General features: G+C 75.2%; 13 protein-coding genes. 5 read left to right on the top strand and 8 right to left on the bottom strand.

What is annotated here, in order from left to right; translation table 11 throughout:
* Window positions 1-360: 360 nt before the first annotated feature.
* A complete protein-coding gene (locus AB0953_RS09950; RefSeq protein WP_366858899.1) occupies window positions 361-1,161 on the bottom strand; it encodes an NERD domain-containing protein in 801 nt (266 codons plus the stop codon).
* A 191-nt stretch (window positions 1,162-1,352) separates the two neighbouring features.
* Here AB0953_RS09950 and AB0953_RS09945 point away from each other — a divergent pair, with 191 nt between their 5' ends.
* Window positions 1,353-1,964, top strand: a complete 612-nt coding sequence (locus AB0953_RS09945) for a hypothetical protein (protein ID WP_366858898.1) — start codon at window positions 1,353-1,355, stop codon at window positions 1,962-1,964.
* 770 nt (window positions 1,965-2,734) lie between these two features.
* On the opposite strand, the gene AB0953_RS09940 is transcribed toward AB0953_RS09945, so the two are convergent.
* Genes AB0953_RS09940 through AB0953_RS09930 form a run of 3 tightly spaced genes read right to left on the bottom strand, consistent with a single transcriptional unit; the run spans window position 2,735 to window position 4,711 of the window.
* Window positions 2,735-3,007: a hypothetical protein gene (locus AB0953_RS09940; RefSeq protein WP_366858897.1), complete on the bottom strand. Its 273-nt coding sequence runs from the start codon at window positions 3,005-3,007 to the stop codon at window positions 2,735-2,737.
* Between the two features lie 10 nt (window positions 3,008-3,017).
* Entirely contained in the window at window positions 3,018-3,731 is a 714-nt protein-coding gene (locus tag AB0953_RS09935; protein WP_366858896.1) for a helix-turn-helix domain-containing protein, read from the bottom strand.
* Between the two features lie 29 nt (window positions 3,732-3,760).
* Complete coding sequence (locus AB0953_RS09930) at window positions 3,761-4,711, bottom strand: diiron oxygenase (protein ID WP_366858895.1); 951 nt, start codon at window positions 4,709-4,711, stop codon at window positions 3,761-3,763.
* Between the two features lie 211 nt (window positions 4,712-4,922).
* Here AB0953_RS09930 and AB0953_RS09925 point away from each other — a divergent pair, with 211 nt between their 5' ends.
* The gene (locus AB0953_RS09925; RefSeq protein ID WP_366858894.1) at window positions 4,923-6,038 is read left to right on the top strand and encodes a ferritin-like domain-containing protein; all 1,116 of its coding nucleotides are present in this window, start codon (window positions 4,923-4,925) and stop codon (window positions 6,036-6,038) included.
* A gap of 63 nt (window positions 6,039-6,101) precedes the next feature.
* Here the strand turns inward: AB0953_RS09925 and AB0953_RS09920 are convergent, their stop codons facing one another.
* The 3 genes from AB0953_RS09920 to AB0953_RS09910 all read right to left on the bottom strand — a co-directional run bounded on the left by AB0953_RS09920 (window position 6,102) and on the right by AB0953_RS09910 (window position 9,607).
* Window positions 6,102-6,551 carry a DUF3291 domain-containing protein gene (locus AB0953_RS09920; protein WP_366858893.1) on the bottom strand — a complete coding sequence of 150 codons (450 nt, stop codon included), beginning with the start codon at window positions 6,549-6,551 and terminating at the stop codon, window positions 6,102-6,104.
* A gap of 117 nt (window positions 6,552-6,668) precedes the next feature.
* The gene (locus AB0953_RS09915; protein ID WP_366858892.1) at window positions 6,669-8,132 is read right to left on the bottom strand and encodes a penicillin-binding transpeptidase domain-containing protein; all 1,464 of its coding nucleotides are present in this window, start codon (window positions 8,130-8,132) and stop codon (window positions 6,669-6,671) included.
* Window positions 8,129-9,607: an FtsW/RodA/SpoVE family cell cycle protein gene (locus tag AB0953_RS09910; protein ID WP_366858891.1), complete on the bottom strand. Its 1,479-nt coding sequence runs from the start codon at window positions 9,605-9,607 to the stop codon at window positions 8,129-8,131. Before AB0953_RS09910 ends, AB0953_RS09915 begins: the two co-directional genes overlap by 4 nt.
* Window positions 9,608-9,706: 99 nt before the next feature.
* On the opposite strand from AB0953_RS09910, the gene AB0953_RS09905 reads away from it, so the two are divergent.
* The 3 genes from AB0953_RS09905 to AB0953_RS09895 all read left to right on the top strand — a co-directional run bounded on the left by AB0953_RS09905 (window position 9,707) and on the right by AB0953_RS09895 (window position 12,795).
* On the top strand, window positions 9,707-10,096 hold the full coding sequence (locus tag AB0953_RS09905) for a DUF6325 family protein (protein WP_366858890.1): 390 nt from the start codon (window positions 9,707-9,709) through the stop codon (window positions 10,094-10,096).
* Entirely contained in the window at window positions 10,096-10,758 is a 663-nt protein-coding gene (locus tag AB0953_RS09900) for a hypothetical protein (RefSeq protein ID WP_366858889.1), read from the top strand. The genes AB0953_RS09905 and AB0953_RS09900 overlap by 1 nt, the downstream gene beginning before the upstream one ends.
* 948 nt (window positions 10,759-11,706) lie before the next feature.
* Entirely contained in the window at window positions 11,707-12,795 is a 1,089-nt protein-coding gene (locus AB0953_RS09895) for a C40 family peptidase (RefSeq protein WP_366858888.1), read from the top strand.
* Here the strand turns inward: AB0953_RS09895 and AB0953_RS09890 are convergent.
* On the bottom strand, window positions 12,792-14,039 hold the full coding sequence (locus AB0953_RS09890) for a styrene monooxygenase/indole monooxygenase family protein (protein ID WP_366858887.1): 1,248 nt from the start codon (window positions 14,037-14,039) through the stop codon (window positions 12,792-12,794). The two genes, AB0953_RS09895 and AB0953_RS09890, sit on opposite strands and share 4 nt — an antisense overlap.
* Between the last annotated feature and the right edge of the window lie 55 nt (window positions 14,040-14,094).

Here is a 14,094-nt window from a genome sequence, read left to right as displayed (position 1 = left end):
GAAGGCTGGACATGACCCCCTGGCCATCCTTCGGGGGCTTCCCGGCAGCTCTTTGGCATTTCGGGTCGTGTCGGCCTGTCAAGGGTGGAGCGTAGCGACATCGCGAAGCGACGCGACCGAAGGGAGCGCCCTTGATAGGCCGGCGCGAACCGAAAGGACAATGGGCGGCCGGGACGCCCCCGGACACCCTCCGACGCCGGTCGACCGTGACCCGTCATCCAAGCCCCCGCCCGGCAAGTCGGTTCCGTCCTCGGATCGCTGCCCCCTGGGCCCGACCCCGGCCCCGGCCCCGGCCCCGATCGTCTCCTCCCCGCCTCCCCACGCCGTCCCGCTCGGCCCCCGCCCCCCCTACCCCGCCCCCTACCCCGCCCGCCACGTCCGCACGTCGCGGGCCTGGGTGTGCAGGGCTTCCACGTCCGGGGGTTTGAGTGTCGTCGGGGTCGTGGCCAGGGTGGTGGCGGCGGTGTTCGGGTCCAGGATGCGGATGTCGCGCACCGTCGGAGCGATGTCGATGCGGGACGCGTCGACCAGGGCCAGGGCCGGGGTGACCGGGGCGGTCAGGGCGCGGCTCGCCGCTGCCGCCGCGCGGCGGATCCAGCGCGGGTCGGGGCGGGGTTCGCTCCGGCCCACGGTGAGCAGCAGGTCGCCGACGGCGGCGCGCTGGCGTCTGCCCGGCAGGCTGCGGATGGCCAGGATCCCGGCCGGGCCGATCAGCAGGTGGTCGAGGATTCCGAGGCCGCGGAGCGGCACGCAGTGGACGACGCGCCAACCGTCCGGTTCGAGGGCGTCGAGGAGGTCGCCCATCCGCTGCTGGGCGGTGAGCTCGTGGCGCATCCGGTGTCGGGCCCTGGCGCCCGCGGAGCCGTGGAGGAGTTCGCCGAGGAGGTTTTCGCCGGGCCGGTTGGGGGCGAGGTCCTCGTCGGGCGGGAGCGTCAGGCGGCGCAGGTCGGCGGCGGTGGGGACGGGCGGCGGGCCGACCGTCCAGGTGCCGGTCAGGTACGGGCGCAGCGCCGTCAGCACCGCTTCGCGGTGCTGGTCGGCGAGCACGCTGATCCGGTTGGTCTGCCGGTCGTACCAGGCCACGGCCTGGCCGTCGGGCAGGTTCACGTACAGCCGGCCGCGGCCGGGGCGGCCGCTCGGCGTCACTGTGAGTCCACGCATGGACCTCACCCCCCGCCGTACATGGGAGCAGCCCTGGCGGCTCGCGGCAATCCCCCGGTGGAGTTCTCGGTGGTGTAACGGCTTTTACGGGACTCTGCAGGGTTTCTGTTACATGCCCATCGCGGTACCGCAACGGCCGGCTCCTACGTTGGTTGCTCCTGATACGCCGCCGGACCGCCGAAGGACTTCACGTGAGCACCCTCAGCCGTCGCACCCTCGTTCGCACCGCCGCCGTGGCGGCCTGTGCCGGTGGTCTGCTGGCGCTGCCCGCGGCCGCGGCCCTGGCCGACGGTGTGCCGGCCGCCTCGGCGGCGCACTCCGTGCCGCGGACCCTGGTCAAGACGCTGGCCCTGGCGGACGGGGTGTCCCGGGCGAACGTCTACCGTGCGGGCAGCGGCTTCCAGGCCGACATCCTGGGTGCGGACGGGTCCAGGGCCGCCACCCTGACCAGCCGTGACGGTGTCCCGGGCGTCGGCGGCACCGGTGAGCTGCACGCTGCGCTCCAGCCTGACGGGCGACTGTCGTCCTGGGTCGGCGAAGCGGCCGTCCACAGCGGTACGCCCGGGGGCGACGGCTACAAGACGGGGACGCGGGACGGGAAGGCGGGCGTGGCTGCGGCGGCCTCGCGGACGACGGACGTGCGGACGGCTGCCGCCGGGACCGCGGGGGCGCTGCGCCTGGACACGCTGGCCGACGGGCCGGGCGGCGGTGTGCTGCTGCTCGCCGCGGGCGGTGGCATGGCGGCGCTGGGTGCGGCGGGGCTGGGCTTCGCGATGCTGCGGCGGGGGCGCACCGACGGCTGACCGCCCTCGGCCTCCCCGGCCTCCCCGGCGGCGCCGGCCCCGGGCCCTTGGCGGACGGGCCCGTCCGCGGCCAGGCGGCCGACCGCCCGGCCATGCGGGGCGGCGGCGCCCCGAGGCGCGGCGCGGGCCCGGTGCCCTGCCGGGCGGGCTTCCTGGGGCGCCGCCCCGGACCCCGCGCCTCACACGCCGGCAGGGCTGACATGGCCGACCCCCGCTTCGACATTCCGGCAGCGGCTGCCGATCCGCCCTGCGGCGCGGCGGAATGGGCACAGCTGCGCCCTGAGGGGCATCCCGGACGGGCCCCCTGAGTCGGGCCGAGGCCGGGGTCCCCCGGGTCGGCCGGGGGCCGGGATGTGCCCCGTCGGGCCGCAGGGCCGGGCAGCCGCCCCTGGGCCTCCCATGGGGCCGGGGTGCCGCCTCTCGTGGGGCCGGGCCGGGGTGCCGCCCCCGTGAGGCCAAGGCCGGCGCCCCGCCCCATAGCGCCGCGGGGCCATCGCCCTCGCCCCCTGGCTCGGGCCGGGACCCGAGAGGGGTGCCACGCGCCCGCCGGGCCGGGGCCCGGGTGCCGCCCCGGGTCGGCCGGCCGGGGGGCCCGCCCCATGCCGCCGCCCGCGCCGGGCCGGAGCCGCGGTGCCGCCCCCATGGGGTCCGGGCCGAGGTGCCCGCCCCCATGGGGTCCGGGCCGAGGCGCCGCCCCCCTGGGGCCGGAGCCGCGTTGCCGCCCCCGGAGGGGCGGGCCGGGGCCCAAGCGCGGGCCCCCGCGCGGTCGGCTACGGCTGTGGCGTCGGCTTCGTCCAGGGCCAGCGGAGTTTGGGTTTGCGGCCCCCGGGGACGTGGGTGTACTTCCAGCCCTTCTGGAGGTGGAGCCGCTTGGTGTAGCCCGACGGGACCCGTTCGTACAGCAGGACCGTCGGCGGGCCGCCGTCCCGGTCCGGGACGGGGATCTCGTACCACTTCGGCGGGTGGCCGGTCGGGCCGACGAGGATCGGGAGGACGCGGCCGTCCATGGGGCCGCCCTCGAAGGGGGTGGGTTCGCTTCTCACTCCGCCAGTGTCACAGCAGGTGCGCGGCCTCGGAGACCACCGGGATCACGCGTCGGGCCAGCACCCCGGCGGGCCCGTCGGGCGATTCCAGGGCCAGGGCGGCGCGGGCGGTGGCCGCGGTCTCCGCGTCGGTGGCGGCCGTGGCCGTCAGCAGGGCTATGAACTGGTCCACCAGCCAGTCCCGCAGCGTGCCCGCGTCGGGCTGTTTGCCCTCGTCGATCCACATCAGGGAGGCGGCTTCGACGGCCGTGATCCAGGTGCGGACCATCATCCGCAGCCGCGGGCCGGGTGAGGCCACCGACAGGTGCAGCAGGATCTGGTCGGCGGCGGCGCGCCGGATGCCGTCGACCGTGGCGGTCGTACGGGAGGTCTCCACGACGCTGCCGCCCTGCAGGAGCGCCGCGAAGCCGGTGTCGTGCTCGTCGACGAAGGCCAGGTAGTGATCCAGGGCCCGGGCGAGCCGCTGGGTCAGCGGCCCCGTCTGGGGTACGGCGAAGCACTGGTCCAGCAGGTCCGCTGCCGAGCGCAGGGCGGCCTCGTAGAGCTGCTGTTTGCCGCCCGGGAAGTAGCGGTACACCAGGGGCCGTGAGACGCCGGCCGCCTCGGCGACGTCGTCGAGCGAGACCTCCTCCGGCGCCCGGTGCGCGAACAGCGACAGGGCCGCGTCGAGGAGTTGGGCCCGCCGCTCCTCGACGCTCAGCCTGCGGTACGCGGGTACGGTCATGTCCGCAGGGTAGCCCGCCCCGCCCGGCTTCAGGCCAGGAGTCCCGAGCTCCGCCACAGCCGGCGGCCGACCCCGCGCAGGACGCCGATGTCGTCGAGGAAGTCGGTGAGGCGCTTGGCGCCGGTCTGCATGACCTCGCGGCGGTGGCCGCTGGCCTTGACCTGGGCGACGGCCTCGCGCCGGTCGAGGCCGACGTGCTCGTAGACGCGGGGGTTGACGAAGGCCACGGAGAAGACGCGGGCGGCCTCGCCGCAGCTGATGCGGGTGAGTTCCTGCTCCCAGCGCGGGGCGGTCAGCATCTGGCGGCGCAGTTCCTCGCGGGCGTAGCGGACGTGCCGGGCCTCCTCGATGACGTGGATGCGGGTGACGCCGCGGACCAGCGGCTGGATGCGCTCGTCGGGGAAGGTCAGGCGCTGCATCCAGTCGAGGATCTCCTCGCCGAGGAGGGTGCAGGCGAAGGATCCGGGGGTGGTGGAGACGGTCTTGAGGATGCGGGCGAGGTTGTGGTTGAGGCGGGAGACCGGGTAGGCGGGGGCGCCGGCCTTCTGGATCATGCGGGCGAACATCATCGAGTGGCGGCACTCGTCGGCGATCTCGGTGAGGGCGTAGCGGACGTGGTTGCTGGTCAGGGACTTGTCGTAGATGTGCCGGACCAGCAGCTGCATGAGGATGATCTCGAACCAGATGCCGAGGGAGGCGAGCGAGGCGGCCTCGTGGCGGGAGAGGTCGATGCGCTGCTCCTCGCTCATCCGCTTCCACAGGGGGGTGTCGTAGAGGGAGAGCAGCTCGGGGGGCCAGTAGTACGCGCCGTCGACGGGCGGGGCGTCCCAGTCGAGTTCCTTGTCGGGGTCGAAGGAGTGCTTGGCCGAGGATTCGAGCAGGCGTGCGGCGATCTGTTCGCGGTCCTTGAGGAGGCCGAGCGCGTCCTGGAGCACCCGGTGGTCCGGATCCGGATCCGTGCGGTCGGTCGTGGTCGTCATGGCGGGGCACCTCGCCCTGGTTGCGGGGTGGGTGGGGGTCGCCTGGGCGTCCCGGGGCGTTCCCTCCTGCGGTCACCACTTATGAGACTGCTTGTCAGCAAGACCGTCAATCCCCTGCGCGCCACTTGTTGACCCTGCGTCTAGCAACTGGCACGGTGCCAACCATCCAGTCCCGTACGGAAGTAGAAGTACACGAGGCGAGGGGGCGTCAGTGTCGACGCACGATCTCTACACCAGGGCCCCGGGCGAGGACGTCTGGCAGATCCCTGCCACCGGCGCCGCCCGGTTCGGCTGGGAGTACGCCGACGGCCGTGAGCGGCTCCTCGCCCTGTACCGGAAGGGCAAGGACAAGCAGTGGGACGGCGCCAAGCGCATCGACTGGGACCTGGAGGTGGACCCGCACGATCCGCTCGGCACCCCCGACGAAGCCCTGACCCTCCACGGCACCCGGTACTGGCCGCGGCTGACCGAGAAGGACAAGGGCGAGCTGCGCCGACACTACGCCTCCTGGAACTTCAGCCAGTTCCTGCACGGCGAGCAGGGCGCGATGGTGTGCGCCGCCCGCATCGTGGAGTCCGTGCCCGACCTCGACGCCAAGTTCTACTCCGCCACGCAGACCATGGACGAGGCCCGGCACGCCGAGGTGTTCGGACGGTTCCTGCACGAGAAGGTCGGAATGCTGTACCCGATCAACGACAGCCTGCAGGGGCTGCTCGGGGACACCCTGCGCGACGCCCGCTGGGACATGCCGTACCTCGGCATGCAGGTGCTCATCGAGGGGCTGGCGCTGGCCGCCTTCGGGATGATCCGCGACACGACCGACAAGCCGCTGCCGAAGCAGATCCTGGCGTACGTGATGCAGGACGAGGCACGGCACGTGGCGTTCGGGCGGATGGCGCTGCGCGACTACTACCGCCAGCTCACCGACGCCGAGCTGCGCGAGCGCGAGGAGTTCGTGATCGAGGGCTGCCACCTGATGCGGGACCGGCTGCGGGGGGTGGAGGTGCTGGAGAACTTCGGGATCCCGCGGCGGGAGGCCGAGGAGTTCACCGAGCGGTCCGAGTTCCTGCACCTGTTCCGCAGGCTGCTGTTCAGCCGGATCGTGCCGTGCGTCAAGGACATCGGGCTGTGGGGGCCGCGGCTGCAGAAGGCCTACCTGGACATGGGGGTCTTCGAACTGGGCGACGCCAACCTCGACCTGCTGATGAGCCAGGACGAGGAGATCGCCGAGGCCCTCGACCGCGAGCGGTTCGCGGCCGAGGAGGCGGCGCGGGCGGCGGAGGTGGCGGCCGTCATCGCCGAGGGCGGCGCGGACGGCCCGGCCTAGCTCCTGGCTCCTGACTCCTGGCTCCTGGCTCCTGGCTCCGGCTCCCGCGCCAGGGCGCGGCCCCTACTCCCCCGGCCGCGGGAAGGGCGTGCGCAGGGTGAAGGCGTAGGGGGTCGGGCCGTGTGCCCGCAGGTGGGCCAGGCGCTCCCCCGCCTCCGCGACGGTGGGCCGGACCCCCGCCTCGACCCACCACAGGACGGTGCCGGCCTCGGTGAGCGGCTCGAACCACTCGCGGCGGCGGGACATCAGCGTGCGGTGCAGCCCCTCGTACATGAAGGCGGCCAGGGCCTCGGCGTCGCGCCAGACGGAGAGGTTGACCATCACCGAGTCGTCGCCGTCCAGGCGCAGGGCGGTGGCGTTGCCGGAGTCGTCCTGGAGCCGCCAGACGAACCCGTCGGCGGCGTCGGCTACGGCGTTGACGGGATCCAGCCCGTCCATGAAGTCCTTGAATTCGGGGGCGTCGGCTGCGTACTTGGGGCGGGCTGTGTTCAACTGCGCCAGTTCGTGGGTCATGGGGCCAGCGGTACCAGGCGGAAGCCGCCCCGTGCAGGGAATTTCGCGGTGCGGACGGCGGGGCCCGCCCCGGACCGGGCCGCCTGCCTGCATGCCTGCCCCGCTACGTGCCTGCGGCTACGGGGCCCCGTACAGGGCGGCCTGCATGACCGCGCGGGCGATGGGGGCCGCGGCGCTGTTGCCGGTGACGTCGCCCTGGTCGCCCCCCGCGTCCTCGACGACCACCGCGACCGCCACCCCCGGCAGCGGTGCGTTCGCGGCCTTGGCCCAGCCGATGAACCAGGCGTAGGGGGTGCCCGCGTTGCCGACGCCGTGCTGCGCGGTGCCGGTCTTGCCGCCGACGACCGTGTGCGGGATGGCCGCGTTGCGCCCGGTCCCGTCCTGCACCACCTTCACCATCAGCTGCTGCAGCCGCACCGCCGTCGCCGGGGTCATGGCCCGGCCCAGGCTGCGCCGGCCGCCGCGCCGGACCTGGGTGCCGTCGTCCTGGGTGGTCCGCTCCACCAGGTACGGGGCCTGCAGCTCGCCGCCGGCCGCGACGGCCGCGGCCACCATTGCCATCTGCAGCGGCGTGGCCGTGGTGTTGAACTGCCCGATCGCGGACAGGGCGAGCTGGTCGCCGCTCATGTCGGTGTCGAAGTTCGACCGCGACACCCACGCCGGCACGCGCAGCCCGCCGTCGTTGAACCCGAACCGGCGGGCCGCCTCCGCCATGCCGCGCAGCCCCACCTGGACGCCGATCTTCGCCATCACCGTGTTGCAGGACCACTGCACCGCCTCCGCCATCGAGGCGTCGCGGCAGCCCGTGCCGGCGTTCGGCAGCAGGGTGCGGGTGCCGGGCAGCGGATAGGGGTCGGGGGTCTGCGTGGGCGCGTCCACGTCCGTGACCACGCCGGCGTCCAGGGCCGCGGCCGCCGTCACGATCTTGAAGGTGGAGCCCGGCGGGTACGTCTCGCGCAGCGCCCGGTTCAGCATCGGCCGGGCCGGGTCCGCGTTCAGCCGCGCCCAGGCCGCGGCGACGGCCGGGCCGGTGCCCGAGAGCACCGCCGGGTCGTACGAGGGGCTGCTGACCAGCGCGAGGATCCTGCCGGTGGCCGGCTCCAGCGCGGCCACCGCACCGCGCTTGCCGGCCAGCGCCGCGTACCCGGTCCGCTGCGCCGCCGCCTTGACGGTGGTGACCGCGTTCCCGCCGGGCGGGCGGCCGCGCGCGAGGTCGTACCAGAGGGGGAAGGCGGAGAGCGCCGGGTCGGAGCCCGAGAGCACCGCGTCCTCGGCGCGCTCCAGGAGGCTGGTCCCGTACGTCTGCGAGGAGAACCCGGTGACGGGCGCGTACAGCGGGCCGTTCGCGTACGTCCGCTCCCAGCGCAGCAGTTGGCCGCTGTCCCGGGATCCGGTCACCGGCCGGCCGTCGACCAGGATGTCCCCGCGCGGGCGGGCGTAGCGCTCGATGGCGGTGCGCTTGTTGGCCGGGTTCGCCCCGTACCCGGCGGCCTCCCACACCTGCACCCGGGCCAGGTTGACCAGCAGGGCGGCGAGCAGCAGGGCGCAGAACCAGGCGCACCAGCGGATGTAGCGGATCACGCGGCGGCCCCCGTGCTCGTCCCCGGGCCCGTTCCCGCGCTCCCCCTGGCGCCCGGTCCCGTTCCCGCGCCCGCATCCGCCCCGGCCGGGAAGGCGGCGGCCGGACGGGGCCTGCGGGCGCTGTCGCTGAGGCGGACCAGCAGCGCAACGATGATCCAGTTGGTGACGACGGAGGAGCCGCCCTGGGCGAGGAAGGGCATGGCCATCCCGGTGAGCGGGATCAGCCCGGTGACGCCGCCGGCGATGCCGAAGACCTGCAGGGCCACGATCGAGGCCAGCCCGGTGGCCAGGAGCCGCCCGAAGGGGTCGCGGAGCGCGAGGCCGGCCCGGAAGCCGCGGTCGACGAGGAGCCCGTACAGCAGCAGGATCGCGGTGAGGCCGGCGAGTCCGAGCTCCTCGCCTGCGGTGGCGAGGATGAAGTCGGACTTGGCGGCGAAGCCGATGAGGAAGGACCGGCCGTGTCCGAGACCGGCGCCGAGGAGCCCGCCGGCGCCGAAGGCGAACAGGGACTGGGCGAGTTGGCCGGGGCCCTCGCCGCGCTCGATGGAGGCGAAAGGATTCAGCCAGTCCTGCACCCGGCCGTGCACGTGGGGCTCCAGCGCGCCCACGGCGTAGGCGCCGAGGGCGGCGAGGGCCAGCCCGACGGCGATCCAGCCGATCCGGCCGGTGGCGGTGAACAGCATGACCACGAACAGGCCGAAGAAGAGCAGGGAGGTGCCGAGGTCCCGCTCCAGCACCAGCACCCCGACGCTGAGCAGCCAGATCGTCAGGATCGGACCGAGGACCCGGCCGGGCAGGAGCCGCAGCGGCACGCGCAGCGGGAGCCACGGGAAGAGGCGGCGGCCGGTCAGGGCGAGGGCGGTGCGGTTCGCGGCGAGGTAGGCGGCGAAGAACACGGCGAGCAGGATCTTGGCGAACTCCCCCGGCTGCAAGGACAGCCCGGCGAACCGGATCCAGATGTGGGCGCCGTTGACGGCCGGGAAGAAGACGGGCACCAGCATCAGGGCCAGGGCCGCCGCCACCGACAGGTAGGCGTAGCGCTGGAGGGTGCGGTGGTCGCGCAGCACGGCCACGGCGAGGACGAACAGGGCCAGCCCCACGGCCGACCAGCGCAGCTGGTCCCCGGCGGCCGTCCGGGCGGGGGTGGTGGCGTCGAGGCGCTGGATGAGGACCAGGCCGAGCCCGTTGAGCAGGAACGCGATGGGCAGCAGGACCGGGTCGGCGTACGGGGCCCGGAAGCGGACGGCCAGGTGGGCGAGGAGCGCGGCGACGGCGAGGCCGGCGGCGTGGCGCCCGGCGGACGGCGGCAGGTGGCCGGTGGTGGCGAGGCCGACGTGGAGGTGGCCCAGGAAGCAGAGGAGGACGGCCCCGGCGAGGAGCGTCAGCTCGGCACCCCTGCCCCGGGGCGGGCGGGGGCCGGGCCCGGCGTGCGGGGAGGGCGCGCCCCCCGCCGCCTCTGCCGTCAGAGCGGTCATACGGGAAACGTAGCAAGCGGGCGGGCGATATGTCCGGTGATGTCATAGTGTGCCGAAGAGTCGTCAGAAACGGTCAGGAACGAGTGGGAGCCGCGGCACATGGGACCTGTGGAATTCATCGTCCTCGCCTTCCCCGAGGAGCAGCTGCGGGTGCCGGCGGTCGAGGCCGTGCTGGGGCTGAGGAAGACGGGGAACGTGCGGCTGATCGACGGCCTCGTGGCCACCAAGACCGCGCGGGGCGAGGTGCTGGCGGCGGAGTTCGACGAGTTCGTCGAGCTGAAGGGGCTGCTGGCGCACCGGGAGGCGGCGCCGCTGATCGGGCCGGAGGACGTACGGGAGGCGGCCGACCTCTTGGAGTGCGGGAGTTGCGCGCTGCTGCTGGTGGTGGAGCACGTGTGGGCGGAGGACGCGGCCAAGGCCGTACGGGCGGCGGGCGGCCGGATCGCCGGGTCGGTCCGGATCCCGGCCGAGCGGCTGGGGGCGGCCTGATGTTCATCCGCCCCGTCGGCCCGGTCGTCCACCCGTCCCAACGCCCTCCGGGGCGACCGCTGCTGCGGGGGATCCTGGCGCGGGGCGCCTACGTGTGGGACGCGGCCCAGATCCCGGAGGAGGAGCCGGGCCCTGCGGGGGGCGCCGAGGCCGGTGGGGGTCGGGGCGGGGGCGCGGGAGGTGCCTGGGCCGCCGACGCCGACGCCGGCGGCGAGGTGTGGGCCGCCGAAGCGGAGGGGGGCCTGTGGGACGCGGACGCGGCGGCCGGCGCCGGCGAGGGCGAGGCCTGGGACGCGGAGGAATGGAGCGCCGAACCCGAGCCCCCGGAGGGCCCGCCCGCGGAGGGCCCGCCCGCGGAGGGCCCGCCCCCGCCGGCGCCCGCGCCGGCGCCCCCCGCCCCGCCGGCCCCGGCTCCGCCGACGTCGGCCCCCGCCTCCCCCGCCGGCCCGACGGCGACCGCGGCCGGGGCCGCCGCCTGGCCCGCCGACCCGGCGGCTCCGGGGCGGGCGCCGCGAGGCGGTCCGGGCGGCTCCGGCCGCACCGGCCCGGAAGCCGGCCCGGACTTCGTGCTCCGCCTGAACCAGCTGGCCGACCTGGCCCGCGAGGGCCTCCTGACCCCGGAGGAGTTCGCAGCGGCCAAGTCCCGCCTCATGAACCCCTGACGGGCCGCCCATCAGCCGGCCCCGCAGCGGTACCCCGCGCCGACCGCCGCCGCCCGGAGCCGCTCCCCGCCCCACCCTTCCACCGCTCCCCTGCCCCCGCCCCGGACCCCACAGGGTGGCCTCACCCCGGCCCCTGCGGCGGACCCCGCTCCGCGGAGTCACGCCGTGCCCCACGGGCTCCGCCCCTATGCCCGGCGCACAGCGGCACTCGCCTTCGCCCCGCGGCCGGCCACCGCTGCGCGGAGCCCGCCGCACCCCGGCCCCGCCCTTCCACCGTTCCCAGGGCTCCGCCCCGGATCCCACGGGGTGGCCGCACCCCGTCCCCCCTGCCTCCGCGCACAGGGCACTCGCCTGGCTGCTCGGGTGATGCGTGGCGTTGCTTGGTGCCGCCGCCTCGGAAGGGGCGTGCTGGGCTGGGTCGGTGAGGGGGCGTGCGCTGCGCGGGTGAGGGGGGTGACGCGGCCGTCCCGGGTGGGGGGTTTGTCATATCGGGCGTGGCAGCATCGGCGGGCCGGAGGTGCTCCCATGTCACGCCGTCTGCTTCGTTCCGCCTGCATCGCCGCCGTCCTGCTCGCGGCCTGTCCGCTTTCGCTCACCCACGCCGAGCCGCGTCCCGCCTCCTCCCCCGACGCCACGTCCGAGGCGACCGTGGCGCCTGCCTCGCCTGCCTCGGCTGCCTCGCCTGCCTCGCCTGCCGCTTCTGAGCGGGCGTCCGTCAGGGCTGGGGCCTCCGCGTCTGCCTCTGCCTCTCCGTCTGCGTCCGCGTCCCCCTCTCCCTCCGCCTCGGAGCGCTTCGGGTCCGTGGGGGGCTCTGCGGTGCCGGACGCCCCCGTCCCCTCCGCCTCCCCCTCCGTTCAGGCCTCCCCCTCCGTTCAGGCCTCCCCGTCCGTTCAGGCCTCGGCCGAGCCGGAGGCCGGGGCCGCTTCCGGCGGTGGGGACATCGGGGCGTTGCTGACCCGGCTTCAGGGGCTGTACCGCGAGGCCGAAGAGGCCGCCGAGGCCTCTGACGCCGCCGAGGCCGCCCTCAAGGCCCGGCAGGACGACGAGCGCCGGCTGAGTACCGCGCTCGGGCGGGCCCGGGCCGCGCTCGGGGCCGAGAGGGCCGCCGCCGGGCGGATCGCCCGGGAGCAGTACCAGTCGGCCCGCGGCCTGTCCCCGTACGCCCGGATGCTGCTCACCGGGGACCTGCAGGCGGCGCAGGACCAGCGCCGGCTCGCCGCCCGGGAGAGCGCCCGCCAGGCCGGGGTCCTGACCCGCCTCGCCCGCGGCGAACGGCGGGCCGACGCCCTGGCCACCGCCGCCCGCAAGGCCCTCGACGCCCAGCAGGCCGACGCCGCCCGGGCCAAGAAGCTCAAGGACCGGGCGGAGCTCCGGCTCCGGGAGGTGGAGCGCATGCTCTCCGCGCTCACCGCCGACCAGCTCGCCCGGGTGGGGGAGCGCGAGGCCGCCGACACGGCCGCCGCGCAGCGGGAGCTGCTGGCCTCCGGCCGGCTGGGCGCTCCCGGCGCGGCTCCCGCCCGTACGCCGACGGCCGCCGGGGGCGCGGCCCTCGCGTACGCCACCGCCCAGATCGGCAAGCCGTACGTGTGGGGCGCGGAGGGACCGGGGGCCTTCGACTGCTCCGGGCTCACCTCGCAGGCCTGGGCGCACGCCGGCCGGGCGATCCCGCGGACCAGCCAGGAGCAGTGGGCCCAGCTGCCGCACGTACCGCTGGACCGGCTGAGGCCGGGTGACCTGGTGGTCTACTTCCCCACCGCCACGCACGTCGGCCTGTACCTCGGTGACGGCAAGGTCGTCCACGCCCCGCGCCCCGGAGCCGCGGTGAAGGTCTCCCCGCTCGCCGCGAACCCGCTGCTCGGCGCGGTACGGCCCGATCCCGACGGCATCCCGCTGCCCGCCTACACCCCGCCGCCGCTGCCGCAGCCGGCGCCCGAGGCGGCCGTGCCCGAGGACGACGCCGGGTACTCAGCCGCCGAGGCCCCGGCCCCGGCCCCCGGCCCCATGAGTGTCCGGTCACGGCCGGCACCGGAGGGCTAGCGGCCCGCGGCGGCCGCGGCCTGGGCCAGGTAGTCCGCCGCGTCCTCGGCGTCGTAGAAGTACGTGTCGAAGTCGGACGGGTTGTCGAAGCCGTTGGCGAAACGGTCCGCCACCGCCTGGTGCTGCCCCGCCGCCCCGATCAGGTCCAGCACGTGCGCCGGCGGCTCGGCCAGCATCGCGTTCGTCCAGTCGGTCACCGGCTTGCCGGTCGTGAACCAGTACGTGTCGAACGTGGCCTTCATCCAGGCCTCGTCGAACGGCTTGTCCCCGTGCATCAGGATCGACGACAGGTACGAGGCGGCGCACTTCGCCGCGGAGTTCGAGCCCTGCCCGGTGATCGGGTCGTTCGCGACGACCACGTCCGCGACGCCCAGCACCAGCCCGCCGCCCGGCAGCCGCCCGACGGGGTTGCGGACCACCGGCGCGTACCGGCCGGCCAGCGTGCCGCCCGCGTCGGTCAGTTCGACGTCCACCGCCCGCTCGTACTCCCAGGGCGTGAACTTCTCCATCAGCTCCAGGGTGAGCTCCAGGTGCTCCGACGGATCGTTCACCCCGCGGAACACGTCGAGCGGCCCGCCCGGGAGCCCCTCCCAGAACAGGATGTCCGCCCGCCCCGACGTGGTCAGGGTCGGCATGACGAACAGCTCGCCCACGCCCGGCACCAGGTTGCAGCGCACCGCCTCCGTGCGCGGGTGCTCGGGACGCGGGCGGAGCCCGTGCACGTACGAGACGGCCAGTGCGCGCTGCGGCGCGTCGTACGGGGAGCGCTTCGCGTCCCGCTCGAACATCGACACGAGCTCGCCCTTGCCCGCCGCGACGAGCACCAGATCGTACGTGCGGGAGAAGTAGTCGAGGTCGGCGACGGACGCGCCGTGGATGACGAGCTGCCCGCCCTGCTGGACGAAGGTGTCGAGCCAGCCGGCCATCTTCACGCGCTGGTCCACGGACTGGGCGTACGCCTTGAGCCGGCCGAGCCAGTCCACGGCCCGGGCGCCGTCGGCGCCGGCCACGGAGACGCCGATGCCCTCGATGCGCGGGGCGAGGCGCTCCCAGTAGTTGAGCCCGAGGTCGCGCTCGTGCTGGAGCGCCGTGTCGAACATGACCTGCGTGGACATGATCCGGCCGGTGCGGATCTCGTCCGCGGTCCGGTTGGACATGAGGGTGACGTCGTAGCCCTTCGACTGGAGGCCGATGGCGAGTTGGAGGCCGGACTGGCCGGCCCCCACGACGAGTATCTTGCGCATCTCACGTTCTCGTTTCGGGCAGGTGCGGAGGAGGGGCGGGCGGAACGGCGCGCGG

The organism is Streptomyces sp. NPDC046866 (assembly GCF_040704625.1).
Taxonomy (GTDB): domain Bacteria; phylum Actinomycetota; class Actinomycetes; order Streptomycetales; family Streptomycetaceae; genus Streptomyces.
Note: the sequence above shows the minus strand (reverse complement) of the source record. Positions and strands in the feature narration are given on the sequence as shown.

What these genes read in the sequence shown, in the direction of transcription:
- AB0953_RS09900 (WP_366858889.1), top strand. Translation starts at nt 10,096, where the DNA reads ATGTTCATCCGCCCCGTCGGCCCGGTCGTCCACCCGTCCCAACGCCCT.
- AB0953_RS09890 (WP_366858887.1), bottom strand. Translation starts at nt 14,039, where the DNA reads ATGCGCAAGATACTCGTCGTGGGGGCCGGCCAGTCCGGCCTCCAACTC.
- AB0953_RS09920 (WP_366858893.1), bottom strand. Translation starts at nt 6,551, where the DNA reads ATGACCCACGAACTGGCGCAGTTGAACACAGCCCGCCCCAAGTACGCA.
- AB0953_RS09935 (WP_366858896.1), bottom strand. Translation starts at nt 3,731, where the DNA reads ATGACCGTACCCGCGTACCGCAGGCTGAGCGTCGAGGAGCGGCGGGCC.
- AB0953_RS09905 (WP_366858890.1), top strand. Translation starts at nt 9,707, where the DNA reads ATGGGACCTGTGGAATTCATCGTCCTCGCCTTCCCCGAGGAGCAGCTG.
- AB0953_RS09950 (WP_366858899.1), bottom strand. Translation starts at nt 1,161, where the DNA reads ATGCGTGGACTCACAGTGACGCCGAGCGGCCGCCCCGGCCGCGGCCGG.
- AB0953_RS09910 (WP_366858891.1), bottom strand. Translation starts at nt 9,607, where the DNA reads ATGACCGCTCTGACGGCAGAGGCGGCGGGGGGCGCGCCCTCCCCGCAC.
- AB0953_RS09930 (WP_366858895.1), bottom strand. Translation starts at nt 4,711, where the DNA reads ATGACGACCACGACCGACCGCACGGATCCGGATCCGGACCACCGGGTG.